We start from the raw sequence: 22,019 nt of genomic DNA on the forward strand, positions 1-22,019 counted from the left end.
CTTCGCCGCCAACATCGACCGCACCTCATCCGTGACCGCCATAACAGATCAACGAATCGAAATCAGTCAAGCAACGGCTTGTTCTCTTACGAGCCCTTATGCCGACCCCATAACGGCCGCCACAACCAGCCGAACTCGCCCAGCTGGCCCCGACGGCCGTTAAACAGGCACATAACGGCCGCCACAACCAGCCGGGGGCACGCAGCTGGCCCTGACGGCCGTTAAACAAGCACATAAGGGCCGCTGGAGCCAGCCGGGGGCGCGCGGCTGGTCCTGGCGGCCGTTGAAACGGACATATGGCGACTGGGAGAGTGGGCGGCGCAACGGACCACGACCCACCGCCACCCCGCCTGGCAGCCAACCCCAGCCACCGCCGACCCGCAGCCCGACCGGCACGGCGAACGGGGCGCGGCGAGGCGGTGCCCGGCACGGCGCGGCGCGGGCCGGCGGCGCTCGGGGTTAGTTGTCGGACTCGATGGCGTGCGGGAGGAAGTTGCAGTTGTCCTTGGTGACCAGGCCCTCGACGCCGAGGCCCTCGCGGATGCCCATGCCGGCCGGCTCGCCGTCGATCAGCCAGGAGCCGATCACCGGGTGGACCGTGCCCTCCAGGCCGTCGAAGGACGGCAGTTCGCAGAGTTCCTGCACGACGAAGAGGCCGTCGGTGCCGTACTCGGAGGGGTTCTCGCTGATCGGGACGCCGTCCTTGACCAGGGTGACCGAGCCGCCCTCCCGGCCCCAGATCGGCTTCTTCGCGTACGACGTGAGCGTCTTCGCGCCCTTGGAGTCCGCGAAGAACGCCGGCAGCAGGTACTTGCCCCGCTCCGGGTCGTCGCCGAAGAGCTTCCACAGCACCGGCAGCAGCGCCTTGTTGCCGAGCAGCGCGGCCTTGTACGGCGGTTCGAGCCACACCGTCCCGCGCTTCTCCGGGTCGGCCATGTTCCGGAAGAAGGCCTTGCCGCCCTCCTCGTGCCAGAACCACTCCCACGGGTAGAGCATGAAGATCACGTCGATCGGCACGGCCTGGTTCTCCCGGCCGGGTGCGGACACGTACACCACCCGGTCGCCGGCCACGTCCCAGCCGATCTGGCTCATCGCGATCAGCTCGACCGGGAAGCCGGCCTCCTCCGCCGTCGACATCAGGTACGCGACGTTCATCCGGTCCTCGCCCGAGGTGTCCGACGTCTCGTACGCAAAATAGATCTTGGGTTTTTCCGGGAGCCAGGTGCGGGCCTCGCGCAGTTTGGCGATGTTGCGCCGCCACGCGCCGGGGTCGGCCGGCTCACCGTTCTCGGCCGGCCAGCCGACCAGCCGGTCGTGGATGGAGTTCCACTGCCGCCACTCGTGCTTGGTCACGCCGGTCTGGTCCATCCAGTGCCACTGGATGACCGCGGCCTCGACCAGTGAGGTGGGCGTCTGCGCGTTGAACTCGAGCAGCCGGGGCGTGCTGCCGGCCCCGTTGTACCAGAGGTCGAAGCGGCCGTAGACGGTCGGCGAGAAGTCCGGCGTCTGCATCGGCAGCCGCATCTCCGGATCCTTGTCGTAGTGCGTCCAGGTCTCCGCGTCGCCGTCCAGCCAGGTTCGGATGATCTGCTCGTGGGTGTACTCCGGGATGCCGATCCGGGTCAGGAAACAGGCCTCACGCGTGCAGACCGAGCTGAAGAAGCCCTGCTTACGGCCTTCGACGGTGTGCCGCGGGCACTGCTCGACCATCCAGTCGCCGGCTTCGAGGCACATGTCGTAGAGCGTCGCGGTGGCGGTCTCCAGCTCCTCGATCTCGGCCGCGGTGAAGTCGTAGTACGGACCCTCCTGCCAGTACGAGTACATCGACCCGTCCGGCAGCACGTCGTCGTTGTAGGTGAGCCCGAGACTGAAATTGGTCAGTTGCCAACCATCCCGGACCGGCCCGTACGGAATCCGCCGCATGTCGCTAGCCTCCCACCGAACCGGTGCCGCCGCCGCTTCCGACGATCTTCGTCTTGACCGTGGACGCCGGCTGGGCGGCCACCGTCGGCGCGACCGTCCGGCGAGTCTGCGCCGGGGCGACGGTCCGGGTCGGCTTGGCAGCGGTCCGGGCCGGCTTGGCGACGCCCGGCGCCCGGGTGGCCGGGGAACTCGTGGTCGGCAGGACCATCGGCGCGGCGGGGCGGCCGCCGCCGGAGTAGCCGCCGGTGCCGGACACCGGGTCGATGTCGGTGGTGCGGTAGTCGTCGTCGGCGGGCGAGCCGCAGGCGGTCAGGGCGAGAAAGGAGGCCGTCAGCACGACGGCCCCCGACGTCCAGCGTCGTGTCATCGGTGGGTCAGCCGCCCGACGAGCCGTGGCTGCCGCTGCCACCCTTGCCGACAACGCTCGACTTGACCGTGCCGTTGCCGACCCGGCCGCTGGACGGCAGGCCGTAACTGCTGCGGGAGGCCGAGTCGTTGTAGGCGAACCGGCTGCCGCCGGAGGGCAGCTTGGTGCCGATCGGGTAGCCGGACCGGTAACTCGGCGAGTGGTAGAGGTAGTAGCCGCCGTAGTAGCCGTTGCTGACCCCGGTGCGACCGCCGTTGTCGTCGCAGAAGTCCTCGTCGACGATCACACCGTTCTCGTCGGCGCAGTAGAAGCCCTCGTCGTAATATTTGTCGTTGCTGCAGGCCGCCGCGCCGCCCGCGGCGAGCAGCAGAAATGTGCTGGTCAGCGACACGCTGCGGGAACTCATGCGTCGGTTCATAAGCTTCTTTGTAGTCGCTCTCAGCAAGTTTGCAACATCAGTCCTGCGGCCCGCCGGCCACGTAAATCACCTGACCGGAGACAAAACCGGCACCTTCGCTCGCGAGGAACGAAACCGTGTTCGCCACGTCGTCCGGACGGCCGGCCCGGGCCACCGGGATCTGACCGATCGCGGCCTTCTCGAAGTCGGCGAAGTCCGCGCCGACCCGGGCCGCGGTGGCCCGGGTCATGTCGGTGACGATGAAGCCGGGCGCCACCGCGTTCGCGGTGATCCCGAACTTGCCCAGCTCGATGGCGAGGGTCTTGGTGAAGCCCTGCAGCCCGGCCTTGGCCGCGGCGTAGTTGGCCTGTCCGCGGTTGCCCAGCGCCGAGGTGCTCGAGAGGCTGACGATCCGGCCGAACCCGGCCTCGACCATGTGCTTCTGCACCGCGCGGGTGAACAGGAACGAGCCCTTGAGGTGCACGTTCATCACGGTGTCCCAGTCGTCCTCGGACATCTTGAAGAGCAGGTTGTCGCGCAGCACCCCGGCGTTGTTGACCAGCACGGTCGGCGGGCCCAGCTCGGACACCACCCGCTCCACCGCGGCGGTCACCTGGGCCGCGTCGGCGACGTCCGCGCCGATCGCGACCGCGGTGCCGCCGGCGTCGTGGATCGCGGTGACCGTGTTGGCGCAGGCGCCCTCGTCCAGGTCGACCACCGCGACGGCGAGGCCGTCAGCGGCGAGCTTAAGCGCGATCGCCTCGCCGATGCCACGTGCGGCACCGGTGACGACGGCGACCCTGGACGGTGCGGACTGCGACATTGCGGCCTCCGATGAGCGATCTTCATGGCTCCTGCGGGCCGACAATAGCCGGAATCAGATGCCTCTGCGCAGCCGGATCCAGCGATATCCGTAACCGGACACCGAAAGATCGTCGAGCTTGTCCGGCTCCGGGTACTCGGAGTCGGCGAGCACGTCGTTCGGCTGCTCCGCGTCGCCTTCCAGCGAGCTCAGGTCGATCCGCACCTCGTCCGGGCCGAGGTTGTGCAGGAACAGCATCGTGCCGGTGGTGTCGTCGGCGCGGTGCACCAGCAGGGTGCGCGGCGCCGGGACGTCGACGTGGGTGCAGGAGCCGTTGCCCACCTCGGGCGCCTCGCGCAGGGTCCGGATCATCCGCTCGAACCAGGAGAGCAGCGACGAGGGGTCGTGCCGCTGGTGGGTCACGTTGACCGTCTCGTAGCCGTACCCGTCGTCGGTGACGACCGGGCGGATCAGGTCCTTCGGGTCGGCGGTGGAGAACCCGGCGTTGGCCAGCCGGTTCCACTGCATCGGGGTGCGGATCGCGTCCCGGCCGTTCAGCGCCAGGTCGTCACCCATCCCGATCTCCTCGCCGTACCGCAGCACCGGGGTGCCGCGCAGGCTGAACTGCAACGCGTACGCCAGCTCCAGCCGGCGCCGGTCGTTGCCCAGCATCGGCGCGAGACGGCGGCGGATGCCGCGGCCGTACAGTTGCTCTTCCTTTTCCGGCCCGAACTTCGCGAAGACGTCGGCCCGCTGCTCCGCGGTGAGCCGGGACAGGTCGATCTCGTCGTGGTTGCGCAGGAACGTCGCCCACTGGCCGCCGGCCGGCAGCTTCGGGGTGTCCCGCAGCCCGTCGATGATCGGCTCCGGGTCCTCCCGGGCCAGCGCGAGGATCATCTTGGCGTTCAGCATGAAGTCGAACAGCATGTGGATCCGGTTGCTCGACCCGCCCTCGTCACCGAAGAACGTGACCAGGTCGGCGGGCTCCACATTGGCCTCGGCGAGCAGCACCGCGTCGCTCTTGCGCCATTGCACGTGCTGGCGCAGCTCGGTGAGGTAGCCGAAGTCCTTGGGCGAGTTCGGGTTGCCCGGCTCGGTCTCCTCGATGATGAACGGCACCGCGTCCATCCGGAACCCGGCAACACCCAGCTGCAGCCAGAACGCGCAGATCTTCTTGATCTCCTCGCGCACCTCAGGGTTCTTGATGTTGAGGTCCGGCTGGAACTTGTAGAACCGGTGGTAGAACCACTGCTTCGCGGTCCGGTCGTAACTCCAGGTCTCATCCTGCTCACCGGGGAAGACCATGCCCTGCTTGCGGTCCGACGGTTCGGTCTCCGACCAGACAAACCAGTCACGGTACGGCGAGTCCGGCGACGATCGGGCCGACTGGAACCACGGGTGCTGATCCGAGGTGTGGTTGACCACCAAGTCGATGATCACCTTGATGCCCCGGTTCTCGGCCTGGTGCAGCAGCTCGGCGAAGTCACCCAGGGTGCCGAGGCGCGGGTCGACGTTGTAGAAGTCGGCGACGTCGTACCCGTCGTCGCGGTTCGGGGTGGGGTGGATCGGGTTGAGCCAGATGCAGTTCACCCCGAGCCGGGACAGGTAATCGAGCCGCCCGATCAGGCCCGGGATGTCACCGACACCGTCGCCGTTCGAGTCGGCGAACGTGTCGATGTCGAGGCAATAGACGACGGCCTTGGAATACCACCTGTCACTCATGGCCCTTTACTTGTCCGCGCCCCCGCACCCCAAAACGTTCACCACCCCACAACACCAGGACACCCGCCGCGAGGAACACCACCGGCGCCAGGCTCCGCACCACGGCCGACAGGGCGACAGTTTCCGGAACGCCGCTGGTGGGACCGGGTGGCACCAGTGAATCCCAGCCGCTCAGAGCAGCCAACGGCACGACGAGCGTCGCGGCGCACAGCATCACGACCTGGCGGCGCACCGGCGGGTCGAGGGCGGCCACCGCCCCGGCCAGCAGCACCGACGGCAGCCCGTCGGTGAACAGCTCCTGAGCCAGGGTGAACTCCCTGGTCAGCGGGGAACCCAGGACGGAGAGCGCGGCCAGGGCGAGCAGCCAGAGACCCGGCTTGCCGATCACCGTGCGGACCGGGGGCATCCGACGGGCTGCGGCGAAGGCGGCGCCGACCAGGATCGCCGTGCACGGTTCCCAGGCCACCCGGACCGTCGTCCACGGCACCCGGTCCACCCAGAACACCAGCTTGCCGAGCTCGACCAGGACGACGACACCGGACAGCCAGACGGCGGCGCGCCGACGGCCGAGGAGCGCGGCGACACAGACCGCGAACCAGGCGGCCGCGCGCACGCCCGGTTCGAGATCGCCGGGCGAGTAGAAGGTCGGCATCGGGACCCAGAGCTGCCGGACGAGCACGCCGAGGATGAAGTCCGCCGCCGAGTAGGTCGCCATCACGAGCGCGGTGATCAGGGCGGTCACTCCGGCGGCCGCGCGCCAGGTCGTACCGGAAAGGGGTGGGAAAGCGTGACCCAGACGGGCCGTGAGGCCCGCGCGGACCAGGTCCAGCGCATCGGCCGGGGCCGGGAAACGGCGGCCCGGCGGCGAACCGGCCAGCAGCACCCCGATCATCTCCTCGGCGTAGGCCGCCCGGTGCGCCGCCGGATAGATCCGCAGCAGCCGGCGGTAGCGGTCCTCCAATGTGGTCATGCCGGGGACTCGAGACGACGGATGATCGCGGCGGCCGCGGCGAACGCCGCCAGCGGCACGACAAGCAGCAGCGTCCACTGACCGGGATCGATCAGGCGTAGCGAGTCGGGGTGGCCCATGTTGTAGGCGACGAACCCGCCGAAGCCGGCCCGGACCAGGGGGAAGGTCACCAGGATCGGCACCGACCAGGCGATCAACCGGCGGCGCACCGCCGCCTCCTGCCGGAGCACGCCGAGCGCCACCAGGCCGGCCGCGACGGCGAGCAGCGCCGAGGGGAGCTGCCAGAGGGAGAAGGCCTCGGAGCGCGGCCAGGCGAGGAACAGAGAACGGCCCTGCGCGATCAGGACCGCACCGGCCGCCGCGATCGGCACCCAGCCGCGCGGCCGGAGCGCGCCACGCTCCGCCACCAGGACGGCGCACAGCACCACGAACGCGGCCACGATCAGCCAGTAGGCGTTGAGCACCGTGGCCGGAGTGTCCAGGTAGGTCCGGCTGGGCGCGGCGATCTCGCCGGCCAGGCCGGCGACCGCGCCGAGCGCACCCACGAGCCGCAGACCGAGGACCGCCGCGAGCAGCGCGACCGCCCAGCCGGCCAGCCGCAGCGCGTCCATCGGCACGACGCCCTGAAACGAACGGCCGGGATGGGCCGGGATCGGGATGTCACCGACCACCCGGCGCACGGTGACCGTCAGCAGCAGCGTCGCGCCGAAGAACCACACCAGCCGGGCCGACCGGGCCCAGCCCGAACCCGGCGCCGCCAGCCGGAGGCGAGCGATCAGCGCGTTCCGGATCAGGTCGAACACCTGCGCCGGAGCCGGCCGGGGATCGGCCATCAGCACGCCGATCATCTCCTCGGCGTACTCCTGCCGGAACGCCCTCGGATAGAGCGCCAGCAGCCGCCGATAGCGGATCTCGGTCATGCGGTGGCTCCCCCGAGCTCGGTGCGGCGGGCGCGCAGGCGGCGCTCCGCGATGGTGGCCTGGGCGCGCAGGCGGGCGGACTCGGCGGTCAGGCTCTGCTCGCCGGCCCCCGTGAGCCGGTAGTAGCGCCGCAGCCGGGACTGGACGACCTCTTCGCGGTCGATTTCGATCAGGCCGTCGACGCGCAGGCGGTCGAGGGCCGCGTAGAGCGTGCCGGCGCGCAGCCGGACCCGCCCGGCGGTCATCTGGGCCACATCCTCGATCACGGCGTAACCGTGCCGGGGTTCCGCGGCCAGCGCGGTGAGCACCAGGAACGTGGGCTCGCGCATGGGGCTGTCGCTCATCGCCGGAGAATATACCGATCATCGGTATATACGGAAGTGGTTGCCTCCGGACCGACCGGGTACTGCTTGGTGATGGCACAGGTGGATCCCGGACAACTCAGTGGGCTGACCGGGTGGGTGGCCTCGGTCATCGACTCGCTCGGCGAGGCCGGCGTCGGCCTGCTCGTGGCCCTGGAAAATCTCATCCCGCCGATCCCCAGCGAGATCGTGCTGTCGATGGCCGGATATCTGGCGAGTGCCGGCCGGGTGAACCTGGTGCTGGTCTGGGCCGCCGCGACGATCGGCGCGCTGGTCGGCGCGCTGCTGCTCTACTGGGTCGGCCGCGGCCTCGGCGAGGAGCGGCTGCGCCGCTGGCTGGACCGGGTCCCGCTGGTCGACCTGGACGACCTCACCAAGGCCGACCGCTGGTTCGAGAAGCACGAGCGGGCCGCGGTGCTGTTCGGCCGCTGCGCGCCGGTGGTACGCAGCCTGGTGTCGATCCCGGCCGGGGCCAACCGGATGCCGGTCGGCCAGTTCGCGCTGTTCACCACGATCGGCAGCGGCGTCTGGAACGCGCTCTTCATCGGCGCCGGGTACGCGCTCGGCTCCCGCTGGCAGGACGTGGAGAAGTACGGCCACTGGTTCGACTACGCGATCGGGGCGTTCTTCGTGGCCGCCATCGGCTGGTGGGTGGTCAAGAAGGTGCGCGGCCGCTCCGGAGAGCGACCGCGCACCGAGAACTCCGAGGACTCCGAAGGTCAGGTCAGAAGCCCGCGCTGACCTTCGTGAAGGCCCAGTCGGCCTGCGCGATGCCGGAGCAGTCGGAGACCACGCCGCCGCCGGCGCAGCCGCGGTCGCGGTTGACCGCCCAGAAGGTGAAGCGGGCCAGGCCCTTGCTCTTGGCGTAGTCCCGGATCCGGGTCCAGGTGTCGACCGAGGTGACCTCCTGCTGGTCGGAGAGACCGTTCATGCCGGAGATGCCGACGCGCGAGTAGGCCTGCGCGTCGGTGAGGCCGAAGGTGGTCTTCACCAGGTTCTTCAGGCCCTCGGTCGCGCCGACCGTCGAGGCGTACATGTCCGCGCCGCCGCCGAAGTCGAACGGCATCTGGGTGAAGATGTCGATGTTCGCGCCGAGCGCCTTGGCCTGCTGGACCAGCCGGGTGCCGTAGTAGTTCGGGCCGGTCGGCGACGTGCCGAAGGTGACGATGGTCTTCACCGACGGGTTGTTCGCCTTGATGACCTTCAGGGCGCCGAGGATCCGGTCCTGCACCGCGGTGTTCTCGAACTCGTCGGTGTTCTCGATGTCGATGTCGATCGCCTTCAGACCGAAGGCGTTGATCACCTTCTGGTACGCGCCGGCCAGGGCGTCGACGGTGGTGCAGTTCGGGCCGAGCTTGTTACCGCTCCAGCCGCCGATCGACGGGATGACGTCCGCGCCGGCCGCCTTGATCTGCGAGATGTAGCTGGCGTGCACGCCGCCGGTCAGGCCGGACTCGCCGTCCCAGACCGGGTTGCAGCCGTTGGCCAGCACGAACGCCATGGTGAACGACTTGATGCCGGTGGCGTTGACGATCGTGGCGGGCGCCGGCGGGTTGCCCCAGCCCGGGTAGACGTACGGCGCCGAGGCCATCTTGGTGCCGGAGGTCGGCGGCGTGGTGGTCGGTCCCGTGGTGGGGGTGGTGGTCGGCGGCGTGGTCGGCGTGGTGCCGCCGCACGTGCCGTTGTCGATCCAGACGTCCCACTGACCACTGTGGGTGGCCGGCGACTCGTTCTGGGTCCACCACTTCGCGGTGTAGTTGTGGCCGCTCTGCGAGGCGCTGTTGTCCTTGACGTACGTCGCGGTGCTGCTCCAGGCGGCGGCACACGCGGTCGCCGCGTTGGACGCCGCCATCGGGAGCACTGCGGCAAGCGTGCCCACGGTGGCGACCGCCGACACGAGGGCGATCTTTCTGCTGAGCTTCACGGGGATCTCCGAGGGGTGGGAGGGGTTCAGGGGAGGGTGGCGAGGTGCGGGTCGATGGTGTTCGCCCAGCCGTTGCCGTTCGTGACGTCCCAGTTGATCGACCAGGTCATCGCGCCGCGGATGCCCGGGTACGTCGCCGGCGGCTTGAACGTGCCGCAGTTGGTGCCGCGGGCCAGGCAGTCCAGGGCCGCGTTGACCACGGACGGGGCGACGTAGCCGCCACCGGCGGCCTGGGTGCTGGCCGGCAGGCCGAGCGAGACCTGGTCGGGGCGCAGGCCGTTCTGGGTCTGGATGCAGCTCAGCGCGGTCAGGAAGTTCTCGGTGCCCTGGCTGTACGCGTTCATCTGGTCGCAGCCGAGCATCGCGCCGGAGTTGTAGAACTGCGTGTGTACGACGGTCAGGATGTCCTTGATCGCCAGGGCCAGCGCGAAGTACGACGACCCGGCGCTCTGCATGTCGATCGTCTGCGGCGCCATCGTGATGATCAGGTTGGCGCCGGCCTTGGCCCGCAGACTGCGCAGCGCACTCGCCATGTAGGTCGGGTTGAGCCCGTTCTCCAGGTCGATGTCGACGCCGTCGAAGCCGTACGTCTGGATCAGCGAGTAGACCGAGTTGGCGAAGGTGGTGGCCGCGGCGTCACTGGCGACACCGACGGTGCCCTTCTCCCCGCCGACCGAGATGATCACCTTCTTGCCCCGCGAGTGCAGCGTGGCGATGTCCGCCTTGAACTGCGCGTCGGTGTAGCCGCCGACCGCGCTCGCCAGGCCGGGGTCGAGGGTGAAGGTGACCGCACCCGGGGTCGAGGTGGCGTCCGCGAAGGCGACCGCGATCAGGTCGTACGTGCCGGGGACGGCGGCCAGCTTGAGCGGCGCGGCGCCGTTCACGAAGTTCTGCCAGTACCCGGTGAGGAAGTGGGCCGGCAGCTGTCCGGAACCGGTCGGCTGCACGGTCGGTGACGTCGTGGGTGACGACGTCGGCGACGCGGTCGGCGAGCTGGTGGGCGGCTTGCTGGGGGACGTCGTCGGTGACGCGGTGGGTGAGCTGGTCGGCGGCGTCGTGCCGGTGCCGCCGCACACCCCGCCGTCGATCCAGACGTCCCACTGACCACTGTGGGTGGCCGGCGACTCGTTGAGGGTCCACCACTTCGCGGTGTAGTTGTGGCCGTTCTGCGAGGCGGTGTTGTCCTTGACGTACGTCGCCGTCGAGCTCCACGCCGAGGCGCAGGCGGTGGCCGCCGAGGCGTCACCCGCGAACCAGGTGGCGGTGCCGGCGGCGGCGACCGCGGTGACTGTCGCGAGGAGTACCGAACGGGAGCGCTGCATAGTGGTCCTTCCCTGCGCCTCCGATGAGATACGTCAATCTTTAGGACTGTTAACAGTAAATGTAAAGAGGGTGAGCACCTTAAATATCCTTAAAAGTCAATCCGTGATCAGGGCACAACGATGGGCTGCCGTCGCAGGTCAGCGACCACAGCCCATCGTTATCGGTCGATAAAAATGATTACCGGCGGAACTGGATCCAGTTCACATTGGCGAAATCAGCCGATTGCCCGCTGGTGAAGGTCAGATAGACCGTGTGAGTTCCGGACACATTCGACACGTTGCCCGGGATCGAGGTCCAGGTCTGCCAGCCGCCGGTGCTGCCGAGCGCGAAGCTCCCGATCGGCGCGTTGCTCCGGCTGTCCACCCGTACCTCGATCAGGCCGCTCACCCCGCTGCCGGCGCCGGAGGCGACCCGGGCCACGAAGTCCTTCACCCCGCCGGTGCCGAAGTTGACGTTGTTGAACTGCAGCCAGTCACCGTTCGCGATGTACCCGACGTCCTGCCCGCCCTCGGAGCACGTCTCCACCTGCACCCCGGCCGAGGCGTTGAACGACTCCGCCTGGATCTGCGCGTAGGCGTCCCGGGTGCCGGTCGGCGGCGTGGTGGTCGGCGGCGTGGTGGTGCCGCCGGAGGACTGGTACACCGCCACGTAGTCCACGAGCATCGGCACGCCGGACTGGGTGGCCGCGGTCGGTCCGCCGCCGAACGCCGCCGGGAAACCGCCGCCCATCGCCACGTTGAGGATCACGAACATCCCGTGGTGGGTGGCGTTGTTCCAGGTGGTCGCGTCGACCTGGGACGAGTTCAGGGTGAAGTAGTTGGTGCCGTCCAGATACCAGCGCAACTGCTCCGGCGAGGTGCTGCGATCAAATTCCATGGCGTACGTATGGAAAGCCGTCTGACACCCGGAACAGGCTCGCTCACCGCTGGTCAGGCCGGTCGTCTCGTTGCACACGCCGCCCGGATTGGTCCCGCAGTGCAGGGCGGCGAAGACCGAGGACCGGCCGTTGATGTCCTCCATGATGTCCCACTCGCCGATGCTCGGCCAGTTCGTCGCGCCGACCGGGCGGGCCGCGTCCCCGAGCGCCCAGAACGCCGGCCAGTACCCGGCGGCCGCGGCGCCGCTGACGTTCGGCTGCTGCAGGCGCGACTCGATCCGCACCCGGCCACCGGCCGGCGCCGCGAAGTCGGTGCGCTGGGTCTCCACCCGGCCGGAGGTCCACCGGCCGGCCGAGTCCCGGATCGGCTTGATCACCAGGTTGCCGCCGCCGTCCTGATAGACGTTCGCGGTGGAATCGGTCATCGTCTCGATCTCGCCGGTGCCCCAGTTGGCCGCGCCGCCGGGGTATCCGGTGCCGATGTCGTAGAGCCAGTTCGACCGGTTCAGTCCGGTGCCGGACGCGCCGGTGAAGTCGTCGCTGAACACCAGGGACATGCCGGCGGGCGGGGCCGGGACGGCCGCCTCGGCCTGTGCCACGAACGTCACGGATCCGGCGACCGCCAGCAGCGCGGCGCCCAGCGCGAGGAGTCTTCGAGGAGCTGCCATGGGAACACGCCTTCCGAGGGGGATGAAGGTGCAGACGTGAGAGCGCTCTCTGGCAAAGATTGCACGCTTGTTTCCGGAACTTGTCAACGGTTGTCGATGGATGGAGCCCGATTCCCCTGACCGGCCTGCGGTTTCCGGGTAGATCGCGGCGGGTAACACCCGCGCATGGACCCCGCTGCCGAAGGCACGACGACGATCTCACCCCAACTCGCCGAACGTGCCGAGCGGAGCGATCTGCACACCCTCGGCATCGAAGAGGAGTACCTGCTCGTCGACGCGGTCGAACCGCGCGCGGTGGAGACCGTCGACGAGGTGATCGACCAGGTGCCCGAACAGATGCGGGCCAGCGTGCAGCACGAGTACCTGCGCAGCCAGATCGAGGTGGCCAGCCCGCCGCAGCTCGAGCTGAGCAGCCTCTACGACTCGATGCGCGTGCTGCGCACCACGCTCGCCGACGCCGCCGGACGGGCCGGTTCCCGGCTGGTCGCGGTCGGTGTCGGACCGGCCTCCGGGCCGAACTCGCGGCTCGTCGACAACCCGCGGTACCACCGGATGCGGGAGCGCTTCGGCGACCTCTCCCCCGGCCAGGGCTCCTGCGGCACCCACGTGCACGTCAGCATCCCGGACGACGAGACCGGCGTGCAGGTGCTCAACCACCTGCGGGTCTGGCTGCCCACCCTGCAGGCGGCGACGGCCAACTCGCCGGTCTTCGGCGGCCACGAGACCGGGTACGCCAGCTGGCGCTCGGTGATGTGGGAGCGCTGGCCGACCGTCGGCCCCACGCCGTACCTGCAGTCGCACGAGCAGTACCTCACGATGATCGCGGACCTGCAGGCGAGCGGCGCGATGCTCGACGAGGGGATGCTCTACTGGTACGCCCGGCTCTCCGCGAGCTATCCGACCGTGGAGATCCGGATGGGCGACGTGATGCCCACCCTCGACGACGCCATGCTGCTCGCCGCGCTGGCCCGGGGCCTGGTCGCCACCCTGGTGCAGGAGGTGCACGCCGGAGCCGTGGCGCCGGACGTGCCGCACCCGCTGCTGATGGCCGCGCACTGGCGGGCCGCCAAGGACGGCCTCGAGGGGACCGGCATCGACCTGGCCACCCGCGAGCCCCGCCCGGCCTGGCGACTGCTGCGGCAGCTGGTCGACTACGTCCGCCCGGAGCTGGAGCGGCACGGCGACGCGGAGCTGGTCACCGTCCTGATCGACCGGTTGCGCACCCGCGGGACCGGCGCGGCCCGGCAGCGCGCTCTGCTGGCCAAGGGCACCCCGGTGGCCGGCGTGGTGGACTGGCTGGCCCGGACAACTCGCGGCGAGATGTGACGAGACGGGAATCTCGCATGGATTCCCACAGATATTGCACAGGGAAGCACCCTGCGTGAACTGGCATAACAACCATACGTGACGATGCCATGACCGATTCGGTATCGCGCCGGATCTTGCCGCACGGTAGGCATGACGAATGCCGCCGCACACCTCGCCGCACCTGACGAGCTCCGGCGACGCAGCCGTTACGGGTGGGCGGCACCGTCGGCCGGACTCTGCCTCCGGCTCGGAGACCGCTGTGTCGTGGGCCCGCCCTCGCGCCGCGTTCCTCGAGTCGCCGCTTCGCTCCGCTGTGGACTCGTCCACCGGGGAGTCACCCGCTGCAGCCACGTCCCGGTCCGCGCGTCACCGCGCCGGTGACACGGGGTCGTACAGCGCCGTCCGTACCGAAAAAGATCGGACCGAAGCCGGACGGACCGACACCAGGACGCGGGCCGCGCGCGCCCGGCATTCCGCCGCGCTGATGCCGGCGGCGCCGAAGCGGTCTGATCCGAAGCGGTCGAACGGACAACGGTCGGCGACCGGCTCGCACCGCGCGCCCAACACCATCCCGCTGGAATCCTGGCTGGAAGCGGCGAAGAACCGGCCGACCACCGTGCTCGGCACCCTGGTCGTGGCCGGCCTGCTGATCACCGCGGTGCCGCTCTCCCAGCCCAGCACCAACAGCCCCGGCGCGCTGACCACCGCCGCCGTGCAGGCCGCGGCGTCGGCGCAGGCCGCACAGGCGGCCCAGCGGAACAAGGCCACCGACGCCGGTGGTGGCGAGCAGCAGAGCGACGACAGCCCGGAGCAGCCGCCCGCCGGCGCCACCGCCAAGCCTACCCCGCAGGCCACCGCGACCGGCAAGCCGGCCGAGTACAACCCGTCCCGGGCAGTGCCCGCGGGCGCCGGGCCGGGCAGCTCGCTACTCACCACCGGCACCCAGCAGGTCGCGCTGACCTTCGACGACGGCCCGGACCCGGAACTCACCCCGAAGATCCTGGCGATGCTCGCGCAGTACCAGATCAAGGCGACGTTCTGCCTGGTCGGTACGCAGGCACAGAAACACCCGGAGCTGGTGCGGGACATCGTCGCGGCCGGTCACACGCTGTGCAACCACACGTTCTCGCACGATCTGACGATCGGGAAGAAGAGCGCCGCGAAGATCCGCGCCGACCTGGCGAAGACCAACCAGGCGATCCGGGCCGCGGTGCCGGACGCGCAGATCCCGTTCTTCCGGGCGCCCGGCGGCAACTTCAGCGACAAGCTGGTGAAGGTCGCCTACGCCGACGGGATGTCCTCGCTCTACTGGGAGGTCGACCCGCGGGACTGGGAGCACACCGAGGGCGAGACCGACGCCGCGCACATCAAGCGCGTGATCGCCACGGTGAAGAAGCAGACCAAGCCGGGCGCGATCATCCTCTCCCACGACTTCAACCAGCCGGACACCATCAAGGCGTACGAGGAACTGATCCCGTGGCTGGCGGAGAACTTCGAGCTGGGCGTGCCGACCGGCACCGGCGAGACACCGGTCACCCCGGCGTCGCCCGCCACGCCGACCCCGGCCACCCCGTCGCCGTCGGAGAGCACCAGCCCGCCGGACCCGGACACCACGCCGACGACGGCACCGTCGCTGGCGCCGTCGGCCGCCGCGACTACGTCCTAGCGGGTTGGCAGGCCGGGCACCAGTAGAGGTTGCGGCCCGCCAGCGGGCCGAGCGACACCGCGGTGCCGCAGACCAGGCACGGCTGCCCGGCGCGGCGGTAGACGTAGACCTCGCCGCCGTGCCGGTCGACGCGCGGCGCCCGGCTCATCGCCTCCGGGGTGTGGTGGGTGTGCACCGTGTCGATCCGGCCACGGGCCACCCCCTCCTTCATCAGCGCGCGCAGGTCGTCCCAGAGCGCCGCCCACAACTCCCGGTCGATCCGGGTGCCCGGGGTCAGCGGGGAGAGCCCGGCGCGGAACAGCACCTCGTTCGCGTAGATCAGCCCGCAACCGGCCACGATGGACTGGTCCAGCAGCAGCGCGAAGAGCGGCTTGGTGCTGGAGCGGATCCGGGTGTACGCCACCGCGGGATCCGCGTCGTCGCGCAGCGGGTCGGCGCCGAGCCGGGCCCGCAGCAGCTCCACCGCGGGCGGCTCGAGCACCTCGCAGGCGGTCGGGCCGCGCAGGTCGAGCCAGTGTGCGGGACCGGTCATCCGCATCCGGACCTGGCCGACCGGGTCGGGCAGCGGGGGCTCACCCTCGGTGAACTTGCCGTACAGGCCGAGGTGGACGTGCAGGGTGCGGTCGTCCTCGTAGTGGTGCAGCAGGTGTTTGCCGTACGCCTCGGTGTCGCGCAGCACGCGGCCGTCGAGCAGCGCGGCGCCGCTCGCGAACCGGCCCTGCGGGCTGGAGACCCCCACCGGATGACCGGCGAACAGCTCACGATGGCGGGTGGCGAGGCGGTGAATGGTATGTCCCTCCGGCACGCGCCAAAGGTAACCGGCGGGTGGCCCGCCGACCGATCGGTCGTGATCAGCGCCACCAAGGGGGGTCATTCTGCCGTAAGCGGATTCGCCCTGAGGGGAATCACTGGGTTATGACACGCCCCTTGGGAGAAGGTGTGAGACGTAGAAGAGCGGATGCGAAAGGGTTGGGCTCATGACTGTTGACACGACCATGCGCGGTGGCGGCGCGTCCTTCGACGATCAGGTCTTCGAGCGGCTGCTCCGGGAACGGATCATTTTCCTCGGCAGCGAGGTCAACGACGAGGTGACCAACCGGATCTGCGCCCAGATGCTGCTGCTCGCCTCGGAGGACGCCGAGCGCGACATCGCGCTGTACATCAACTCCCCCGGTGGCTCGATCAGCGCCGGGATGGCGGTGTACGACACCATGCAGTACATCAAGAACGACGTGGCCACCATCGCGATGGGCATGGCCGCCTCGATGGGCCAGTTCCTGCTCTGCGCCGGCACCCCCGGCAAGCGGTATGCCCTGCCCCACGCCCGGGTGATGATGCACCAGCTCTCCGGCGGCATCGGCGGCACCGCGGCCGACATCGCCATCCAGGCCGAGAGCATGCTGCACATCAAGCACGTGATGAACGACCGGATCGCGTTCCACAGCGGTCACACCCCGGAGGAGATCGAGCGCGACTCCGACCGGGACCGCTGGTTCACTGCTCAGCAGGCCAAGGACTACGGCCTGGTCGACCACGTGATCAGCAAGGCCTCCGACGTGAACGCGGTCTCGTCGCTGGTCTGACCTGCCGATCGACCACGAGGGGCGCACACGTTCGTGCGTCCCTCGTGTCATTTCCGGGCGGGCCGGGTATAGGGCAGACATACATACCCGAGAATCCCCGCCATGGAGGTGCTGACGTGAGGTTGCCGACCTTCGCGCGAACGGCTACAACCGAGACCGCCGAGACCCCCCGTACCCCGGTGCAGCCGCGCCGCACCGACGACGCCACCACGCAGAACATCACCCGGGAGCGCTCCGAGCCCACCACGCAGGACATCAACAAGCCGTCCACCAGCACGGTCACCCCGCCGACCGCGGCGCAGCGCAAGCCGATCACGGTCGCCAACCCGGTCACGCCCGTCTCGCCGGCCACCCCGGCCACCCCGGCCGTGGTTCCGGTCGCGACCCGCCGCCCGCGGGCCAGCCTGCTCGCCACGCTCGGCCTGATCGTCAGCGTCGCCGGTATCGCGCTCGTGCTCTCCGGCCCGCTGGCCGGCTGGGGCATCGGCGTCGCCGGTCTCGGCCTGGTCCTCTCGCTGGCCGGGCTGAGCGCCACCCGCAAGCAGCACGTGGCCGGCAAGACCGACGCGCTGATCGGCGTCGTGGTGGCCCTGGGCGCGATCGTGCTCGGCATCCTGGCCCTGGAGGGTCAGATCTACTGGCTGGGCACCGACACGCAGCCGGCGACCAGCCTGCGCGAGTGGCTTGACGCACAGTTTGCGAACCGTTTCTGACGGGTACATGACATTTACCGGCAGCGATACGCTGGCGGTACCTCGGAACCGGGACGACCTCGCGTCGGCCCGCCCCGAATTCCCGGCGGTTCGCCAGGGCTCCGGCGGTTCGCCGGACTCCACACGGGCGTCGGGGGTGGTGTGTGAACGCCGCCCCCGACGCCCGTGTGGCATGTGCACAACGATTCACCGCGAGACCCGGTGATCACGCAACGTTCCGCCGCGGTACGCATGGTTGCACCGGGGTGTGCGGAGGTCATCCGCCCCTACCGTTTCCTGCATGACCGCCAAGCGCCGCTATCTGATGTGCCGGCCCACCCATTTCGCCGTCACCTACCGGATCAACCCATGGATGGATCCCACGGCGCCGTACGACAACGCGCTGGCCGTCAGCCAGTGGGAGAACCTGCGCAAGGTCTTCCTCGAGCTGGGTCACACCGTCGACCTGATCGACCCGCTGCCCGGGCTGCCGGACATGGTCTTCGCCGCGAACGGCGGCACGATCATCGACGGCCGGGCGCTGGGCGTGCAGTTCCGGGACGCCGAGCGGGCCGACGAGGCGCCGGCGTACGCGGACTGGTTCCGGGCGGCCGGCTTCGAGGTCGAGATGCCCAAGCACACCAACGAGGGCGAGGGCGACATCCTGCTCTCCGGTGACCTGCTGCTGGCCGGCACCGGTTTCCGCACCTCGCACGCGTCGCACGCCGAGACCCAGGAGTTCCTGCGCCGTCCGGTGATCACGCTGCAGCTCGTCGACCCGGCGTACTACCACCTGGACACCGCGCTCTGCGTGCTGGACGAGACGAACATCGCGTACCTGCCGTCCGCTTTCTCACCGGGTTCGCAGTCCGTCCTCCGCCAGCTCTTCCCGAATGCGATCATCGCTACGCCCGAGGATGCCGCCGTGCTCGGCCTCAACGCGGTCAGTGACGGCCGTAACGTGGTCCTGCCGGTGCAGGCCGTCCAGCTCGCCGAGGCGCTGCGCAAGGGCGGTTACCACCCGATCGGGGTCGACGTGTCCGAGCTGCGCAAGGCCGGCGGCGGCCCGAAGTGCTGCACGCTGGAGGTCCGCTCGTGACGACTGTGGAATTCCGTACGCCGGACGCGCTGGCCGAGGCCGAGCGCTGGACCGCGCACAACTACCACCCGCTGCCCGTCGTCGTCGCCGAAGCCGAGGGCGCCTGGGTGACCGACGTCGACGGCCGCCGCTACCTGGACATGCTCGCCGGGTATTCCGCGCTGAACTTCGGGCACCGGCACCCCGACCTGGTCGCCGCCGCGCACGCCCAGCTCGACCGGCTCACGCTGACCAGCCGGGCGTTCGTGCACGACCAGTTCGCCACGTTCTGCCGCAGCCTCGCCGAGCTCTGCGGCAAGGACCTGGTGCTGCCGATGAACACCGGCGCCGAGGCCGTGGAGACCGCGATCAAGGTGGCCCGCAAGTGGGGTTACCAGGTCAAGGGCGTGCCGGACGGGCAAGCCGAGATCATCGTGGCGGACGGCAACTTCCACGGCCGGACCACCACGATCGTGAGCTTCTCCACCGATCCGGAGGCGCGGGCCGACTTCGGGCCGTACACCCCCGGGTTCGTGGTGGTGCCCTACGGCGACGCCGAGGCCCTGGCCGCGGCGATCACGCCGAACACGGTGGCCGTGCTGGTCGAGCCGATCCAGGGCGAGGGCGGCGTGCTGATCCCGGCGGCCGGCTACTTCACCCGGGTCCGCGAGGTGTGCACCGAGCAGAACGTGCTGCTGATCGCCGACGAGATCCAGTCCGGCCTGGGCCGCACCGGCAAGACCTTCGCGATCGAGCACGAGGGTGTCGTACCGGACATGTACGTGCTCGGCAAGGCCCTCGGCGGCGGCATCGTGCCGGTCTCCGCGGTCGCCGCGAACCGGGACGTGCTCGGCGTGCTCAAGCCGGGCGAGCACGGCTCCACCTTCGGTGGCAACGCGCTGGCCTGTGCGGTCGGCAGCGCGGTGCTCGACCTGCTGGGCACCGGCGAGTTCCAGGACCGGTCGGCGCGCCTCGGCGCCCACCTGCAGGCCGGGCTGGAGGGGCTGATCGGCAAGGGGCTCGTCGCGGTCCGCTGCCGCGGGCTGTGGGCCGGGGTGGACATCGACCCGGCGCTGATGACCGGGCGGCAGGCCTGTGAGCGGCTCGCTGAGCGAGGTGTGCTGGCCAAGGACACCCACGGGTCGACGATCCGGCTGGCGCCGCCGCTGGTGGTCACCGAGGCCGACCTCGACCACGCCGTCGCCCAGCTCGCCGCGGTGCTAGCAAGCTGAACCCCGTGCGTGTGAAGTTTCGGTGCGCTCCGCACCGAAACTTCACACGCACGGTTGGTCAGCGGCCGACCGGGCGGATCGCCATGGTCGGTGCCTCGGCCATCACCGACTGCGGCTGCACCACGCCACCGGTCGACCAGAGCTTCGACCGGCCGACGTGCACGTTCGCGTACAGCTCGACGATGTCCTCGGCGTCCAGCACCCGGCTCTCGTCGCGGTGCAGCGTGATCCGCTGATCGTCGTCGGGTGAGCCGCCCGGGCGGACCCCGGTGCCGTTGGTGCTGATGTCCTTCGCGGTGATCTCCCCGGCCCGCAGCGCGAACCGGACGTGCCCGCGACTGATCCACTTCCGGGCTTCCTGGGTGAGCCACTGGCCGAGCATCACCCCGCCGTTGCCCTCCGGCGCGCGGCCGACCACCACCGGCTGATCCTCCGACACGGTGAAACGCTGCCGGATGATGCCGTCGATGCGTACCGAAAAAACTTCGGTGGCCGGACGCGGACCGGCGTCCTTGAGCCGGTCGCCGTGCCGCGGACAGGTCGGCACGCCGGCCCGCAACGCCGGCGGCGGCTGCGCCACCGGGTTGGTGAAGGTACGCATGTCGGCGAACGGGCTGTCCGACTCCCCGCCGGTGCCGAACGTGGTGCAGTTCGTGTCGGGGCAGCGCCAGATCCGGGAGAGCAGCCGCTCACCCAGCGGCGACCGTGGCGTCGGCGGCACCGACTCACCCCGCCCCACCCGGGCCACCAGCGCCGGGCCGCCCTGCTGGGACACCAGGGCCAGCAGCCGGCCGGGCTCGGCCACCCACGGACGGGTGCCGCGGAACCGGTCCTCCCGGTCCCGGGTGAGCACCGGCAGACCGAGCATCTCGGCCACCTCCAGCACCCGGTCCTCGATCTGCGGCACCACCTCGACCTTGCCGTCGTCGGCCCAGCGGCGCACCACCATGCGCTCGTTGGAGGTGAGGTCGGTGTCCGAGAGCAGACCGCGCGGAGCGATCACGTAGACCGGGACGTTCTCCTCGGCGGCGTAGCGTCCGAACGCGTCGACCAGCAGGCCGAGGCGCACCAGACTCGCCGGGCGGCCGCCGTCGAGATCGGCGTAGCGGACGACTTCCGACAGATCGACCACGGCCCGGGCGAGTGCCGGATCGGTGGTGAGCCGGACCTCGATGGCGTCGAGGACCTTGCTGACCTCGAATCTCACGAGCTCTCCCCCTGTCCTGCACGTACGGATTACCTGCGGCTCATTCTGCCCGGCGCGTGATCCTCGCGGCCAACCGGGCGGGAACCACGCCATGCTTTGCCCGCAGGTGTCCGTTTGCCGATTCCCTCGATCGGGAAGTTCACCATCGATCGGCGTTTCTGAAAGCCGACACGGCAGGAAGGACACTCATGCGGACACCACGGCTCGCCGGTCTGAGCGTCGCGGCGGCTGCGGCCGCGTTCGCGATGGTCGGCTGCACCAACGGGACCACGCCCGTCACCTCGGCGTCGGGCACCCCGGCGGCATCGGCGGCATCGATCGCGCCGACGAGCAGCGCCGACCCGGCAGCGGTCAAGGCGCTCTCCGACGCGGCCGCGGCCCTCGGCGACACCAGCTTCAAGATGACCATGACGAGCGGCGCGGGCTTCCAGCTCACCGCGGACATCGACGCCCCGAAGGGCAACGGCACCGCGGAGATGAGCGCCAAGGGCGCGAACACCGCGCTCACCGTCAAGACGCTGCTGTTCGGCCAGGACCTGTATGCCCAGATCCCCGGCATCACCCAGGGCGACACCTGGACCCACCTGGACATGGCCCGGCTGCCGGACGGCGCGAACATCGGTCTCAAGCCCGGCCAGATCGACCCGGCGAACACCGCGAACCTGCTCAGCGCCACCACCAACGCGCAGATGTCCGGTGAGGGCTCGTACGCCGGCACCCTGGACCTGACCAAGGCCGCCGGTGTGGCCGGGGTCGACAAGGTCACCGTCGACGGCTACGGCGCGGACGCCCAGAAGGTGCCGTTCGAGGCCACCCTGACCAAGGACAGCCGGCTCGACACGCTCACCCTGAACCTGCCCGCGGTGAACAACACCCCGGCGCAGCCCCTGGTGATCAAGTACAGCGACTACGGCCAGACGGTGACCGCCCAGCGGCCCCCGGCCGGTCAGATCACCGAGGCCCCGGCCAGCGTCTACACGGCGCTCGGCGGTAAGTAA

21 protein-coding genes are annotated in these 22,019 nt (G+C 70.0%); 8 read left to right on the forward strand and 13 right to left on the reverse strand.

Annotation, left to right across the window (positions count from 1 at the left end; genetic code table 11):
• Nucleotides 1-459: 459 nt before the first annotated feature.
• The 8 genes from ADL15_RS27395 to ADL15_RS27430 are packed head-to-tail and all read right to left on the reverse strand — an operon-like array spanning nucleotide 460 to nucleotide 7,445.
• Complete coding sequence (locus ADL15_RS27395) at nucleotides 460-1,923, reverse strand: glutathionylspermidine synthase family protein (RefSeq protein ID WP_067697184.1); 1,464 nt, start codon at nucleotides 1,921-1,923, stop codon at nucleotides 460-462.
• A 4-nt stretch (nucleotides 1,924-1,927) separates the two neighbouring features.
• Entirely contained in the window at nucleotides 1,928-2,290 is a 363-nt protein-coding gene (locus tag ADL15_RS27400; protein ID WP_157441636.1) for a hypothetical protein, read from the reverse strand.
• A 7-nt stretch (nucleotides 2,291-2,297) separates the two neighbouring features.
• Nucleotides 2,298-2,696 carry a hypothetical protein gene (locus ADL15_RS27405; protein WP_083971808.1) on the reverse strand — a complete coding sequence of 133 codons (399 nt, stop codon included), beginning with the start codon at nucleotides 2,694-2,696 and terminating at the stop codon, nucleotides 2,298-2,300.
• Between the two features lie 49 nt (nucleotides 2,697-2,745).
• A complete protein-coding gene (gene fabG / locus ADL15_RS27410) occupies nucleotides 2,746-3,510 on the reverse strand; it encodes a 3-oxoacyl-ACP reductase FabG (RefSeq protein WP_067697190.1) in 765 nt (254 codons plus the stop codon).
• 54 nt (nucleotides 3,511-3,564) lie between these two features.
• Nucleotides 3,565-5,211, reverse strand: coding sequence for an alpha-amylase family protein (locus ADL15_RS27415; RefSeq protein ID WP_067697192.1), 1,647 nt, complete (start codon nucleotides 5,209-5,211; stop codon nucleotides 3,565-3,567).
• Nucleotides 5,204-6,181: a hypothetical protein gene (locus tag ADL15_RS53285; protein ID WP_067697194.1), complete on the reverse strand. Its 978-nt coding sequence runs from the start codon at nucleotides 6,179-6,181 to the stop codon at nucleotides 5,204-5,206. Before ADL15_RS53285 ends, ADL15_RS27415 begins: the two co-directional genes overlap by 8 nt.
• A complete protein-coding gene (locus tag ADL15_RS27425) occupies nucleotides 6,178-7,101 on the reverse strand; it encodes a hypothetical protein (protein ID WP_067697196.1) in 924 nt (307 codons plus the stop codon). Before ADL15_RS27425 ends, ADL15_RS53285 begins: the two co-directional genes overlap by 4 nt.
• Nucleotides 7,098-7,445 carry a PadR family transcriptional regulator gene (locus ADL15_RS27430; RefSeq protein WP_067697198.1) on the reverse strand — a complete coding sequence of 116 codons (348 nt, stop codon included), beginning with the start codon at nucleotides 7,443-7,445 and terminating at the stop codon, nucleotides 7,098-7,100. Before ADL15_RS27430 ends, ADL15_RS27425 begins: the two co-directional genes overlap by 4 nt.
• Nucleotides 7,446-7,511: 66 nt before the next feature.
• Here ADL15_RS27430 and ADL15_RS27435 point away from each other — a divergent pair, with 66 nt between their 5' ends.
• Complete coding sequence (locus tag ADL15_RS27435) at nucleotides 7,512-8,204, forward strand: DedA family protein (protein WP_067697317.1); 693 nt, start codon at nucleotides 7,512-7,514, stop codon at nucleotides 8,202-8,204.
• Here the strand turns inward: ADL15_RS27435 and ADL15_RS27440 are convergent.
• From ADL15_RS27440 to ADL15_RS27450, 3 genes are all read right to left on the reverse strand, one after another.
• Nucleotides 8,188-9,387 (reverse strand): glycosyl hydrolase family 18 protein, encoded by a 1,200-nt coding sequence (locus tag ADL15_RS27440; RefSeq protein WP_067697200.1) that lies wholly within the window; start codon nucleotides 9,385-9,387, stop codon nucleotides 8,188-8,190. The genes ADL15_RS27435 and ADL15_RS27440 overlap by 17 nt on opposite strands.
• Before the next feature lie 26 nt (nucleotides 9,388-9,413).
• On the reverse strand, nucleotides 9,414-10,709 hold the full coding sequence (locus tag ADL15_RS27445; RefSeq protein ID WP_067697202.1) for a chitinase: 1,296 nt from the start codon (nucleotides 10,707-10,709) through the stop codon (nucleotides 9,414-9,416).
• 178 nt (nucleotides 10,710-10,887) lie between these two features.
• Nucleotides 10,888-12,255, reverse strand: a complete 1,368-nt coding sequence (locus tag ADL15_RS27450) for a carbohydrate-binding protein (RefSeq protein WP_067697204.1) — start codon at nucleotides 12,253-12,255, stop codon at nucleotides 10,888-10,890.
• A gap of 165 nt (nucleotides 12,256-12,420) precedes the next feature.
• Here ADL15_RS27450 and ADL15_RS27455 point away from each other — a divergent pair, with 165 nt between their 5' ends.
• Together ADL15_RS27455 and ADL15_RS27460 are read left to right on the forward strand one after the other, a co-directional pair.
• Nucleotides 12,421-13,581: a carboxylate-amine ligase gene (locus tag ADL15_RS27455; protein WP_067697206.1), complete on the forward strand. Its 1,161-nt coding sequence runs from the start codon at nucleotides 12,421-12,423 to the stop codon at nucleotides 13,579-13,581.
• A gap of 466 nt (nucleotides 13,582-14,047) precedes the next feature.
• Complete coding sequence (locus ADL15_RS27460) at nucleotides 14,048-15,229, forward strand: polysaccharide deacetylase family protein (protein ID WP_067697207.1); 1,182 nt, start codon at nucleotides 14,048-14,050, stop codon at nucleotides 15,227-15,229.
• Here ADL15_RS27460 and ADL15_RS27465 read toward each other — a convergent pair.
• A complete protein-coding gene (locus ADL15_RS27465; RefSeq protein WP_067697209.1) occupies nucleotides 15,219-16,034 on the reverse strand; it encodes an Fpg/Nei family DNA glycosylase in 816 nt (271 codons plus the stop codon). The genes ADL15_RS27460 and ADL15_RS27465 overlap by 11 nt on opposite strands.
• A 172-nt stretch (nucleotides 16,035-16,206) precedes the next feature.
• Between ADL15_RS27465 and ADL15_RS27470 the strand changes: the two genes are divergently transcribed.
• The 4 genes from ADL15_RS27470 to rocD all read left to right on the forward strand — a co-directional run bounded on the left by ADL15_RS27470 (nucleotide 16,207) and on the right by rocD (nucleotide 19,814).
• A complete protein-coding gene (locus tag ADL15_RS27470) occupies nucleotides 16,207-16,812 on the forward strand; it encodes an ATP-dependent Clp protease proteolytic subunit (protein ID WP_067697212.1) in 606 nt (201 codons plus the stop codon).
• Between the two features lie 116 nt (nucleotides 16,813-16,928).
• Entirely contained in the window at nucleotides 16,929-17,525 is a 597-nt protein-coding gene (locus ADL15_RS27475) for a hypothetical protein (RefSeq protein ID WP_157441637.1), read from the forward strand.
• A 280-nt stretch (nucleotides 17,526-17,805) separates the two neighbouring features.
• Nucleotides 17,806-18,603, forward strand: coding sequence for a dimethylargininase (gene ddaH, locus ADL15_RS27480; RefSeq protein ID WP_067697216.1), 798 nt, complete (start codon nucleotides 17,806-17,808; stop codon nucleotides 18,601-18,603).
• Entirely contained in the window at nucleotides 18,600-19,814 is a 1,215-nt protein-coding gene (gene rocD / locus ADL15_RS27485) for an ornithine--oxo-acid transaminase (protein WP_067697218.1), read from the forward strand. Before ddaH ends, rocD begins: the two co-directional genes overlap by 4 nt.
• 58 nt (nucleotides 19,815-19,872) lie before the next feature.
• Here rocD and ADL15_RS27490 read toward each other — a convergent pair whose 3' ends face one another.
• Nucleotides 19,873-21,021: an FHA domain-containing protein gene (locus ADL15_RS27490; RefSeq protein ID WP_067697220.1), complete on the reverse strand. Its 1,149-nt coding sequence runs from the start codon at nucleotides 21,019-21,021 to the stop codon at nucleotides 19,873-19,875.
• 188 nt (nucleotides 21,022-21,209) lie between these two features.
• On the opposite strand from ADL15_RS27490, the gene ADL15_RS27495 reads away from it, so the two are divergent.
• A complete protein-coding gene (locus tag ADL15_RS27495; RefSeq protein ID WP_067697222.1) occupies nucleotides 21,210-22,019 on the forward strand; it encodes an LppX_LprAFG lipoprotein in 810 nt (269 codons plus the stop codon).

This window comes from Actinoplanes awajinensis subsp. mycoplanecinus (assembly GCF_001509495.1).
Taxonomy (GTDB): Bacteria; Actinomycetota; Actinomycetes; order Mycobacteriales; family Micromonosporaceae; genus Actinoplanes; species Actinoplanes palleronii.

Coding starts and splice junctions, on each gene's coding strand:
- ADL15_RS27395 (WP_067697184.1), bottom strand. CDS start 1,923: ATGCGGCGGATTCCGTACGGGCCGGTCCGGGATGGTTGGCAACTGACC.
- ADL15_RS27400 (WP_157441636.1), bottom strand. CDS start 2,290: ATGACACGACGCTGGACGTCGGGGGCCGTCGTGCTGACGGCCTCCTTT.
- ADL15_RS27405 (WP_083971808.1), bottom strand. CDS start 2,696: ATGAGTTCCCGCAGCGTGTCGCTGACCAGCACATTTCTGCTGCTCGCC.
- fabG (WP_067697190.1), bottom strand. CDS start 3,510: ATGTCGCAGTCCGCACCGTCCAGGGTCGCCGTCGTCACCGGTGCCGCA.
- ADL15_RS27415 (WP_067697192.1), bottom strand. CDS start 5,211: ATGAGTGACAGGTGGTATTCCAAGGCCGTCGTCTATTGCCTCGACATC.
- ADL15_RS53285 (WP_067697194.1), bottom strand. CDS start 6,181: ATGACCACATTGGAGGACCGCTACCGCCGGCTGCTGCGGATCTATCCG.
- ADL15_RS27425 (WP_067697196.1), bottom strand. CDS start 7,101: ATGACCGAGATCCGCTATCGGCGGCTGCTGGCGCTCTATCCGAGGGCG.
- ADL15_RS27430 (WP_067697198.1), bottom strand. CDS start 7,445: ATGAGCGACAGCCCCATGCGCGAGCCCACGTTCCTGGTGCTCACCGCG.
- ADL15_RS27445 (WP_067697202.1), bottom strand. CDS start 10,709: ATGCAGCGCTCCCGTTCGGTACTCCTCGCGACAGTCACCGCGGTCGCC.
- ADL15_RS27450 (WP_067697204.1), bottom strand. CDS start 12,255: ATGGCAGCTCCTCGAAGACTCCTCGCGCTGGGCGCCGCGCTGCTGGCG.
- ADL15_RS27455 (WP_067697206.1), top strand. CDS start 12,421: ATGGACCCCGCTGCCGAAGGCACGACGACGATCTCACCCCAACTCGCC.
- ADL15_RS27460 (WP_067697207.1), top strand. CDS start 14,048: ATGCCGGCGGCGCCGAAGCGGTCTGATCCGAAGCGGTCGAACGGACAA.
- ADL15_RS27470 (WP_067697212.1), top strand. CDS start 16,207: ATGACTGTTGACACGACCATGCGCGGTGGCGGCGCGTCCTTCGACGAT.
- ddaH (WP_067697216.1), top strand. CDS start 17,806: ATGACCGCCAAGCGCCGCTATCTGATGTGCCGGCCCACCCATTTCGCC.
- ADL15_RS27495 (WP_067697222.1), top strand. CDS start 21,210: ATGCGGACACCACGGCTCGCCGGTCTGAGCGTCGCGGCGGCTGCGGCC.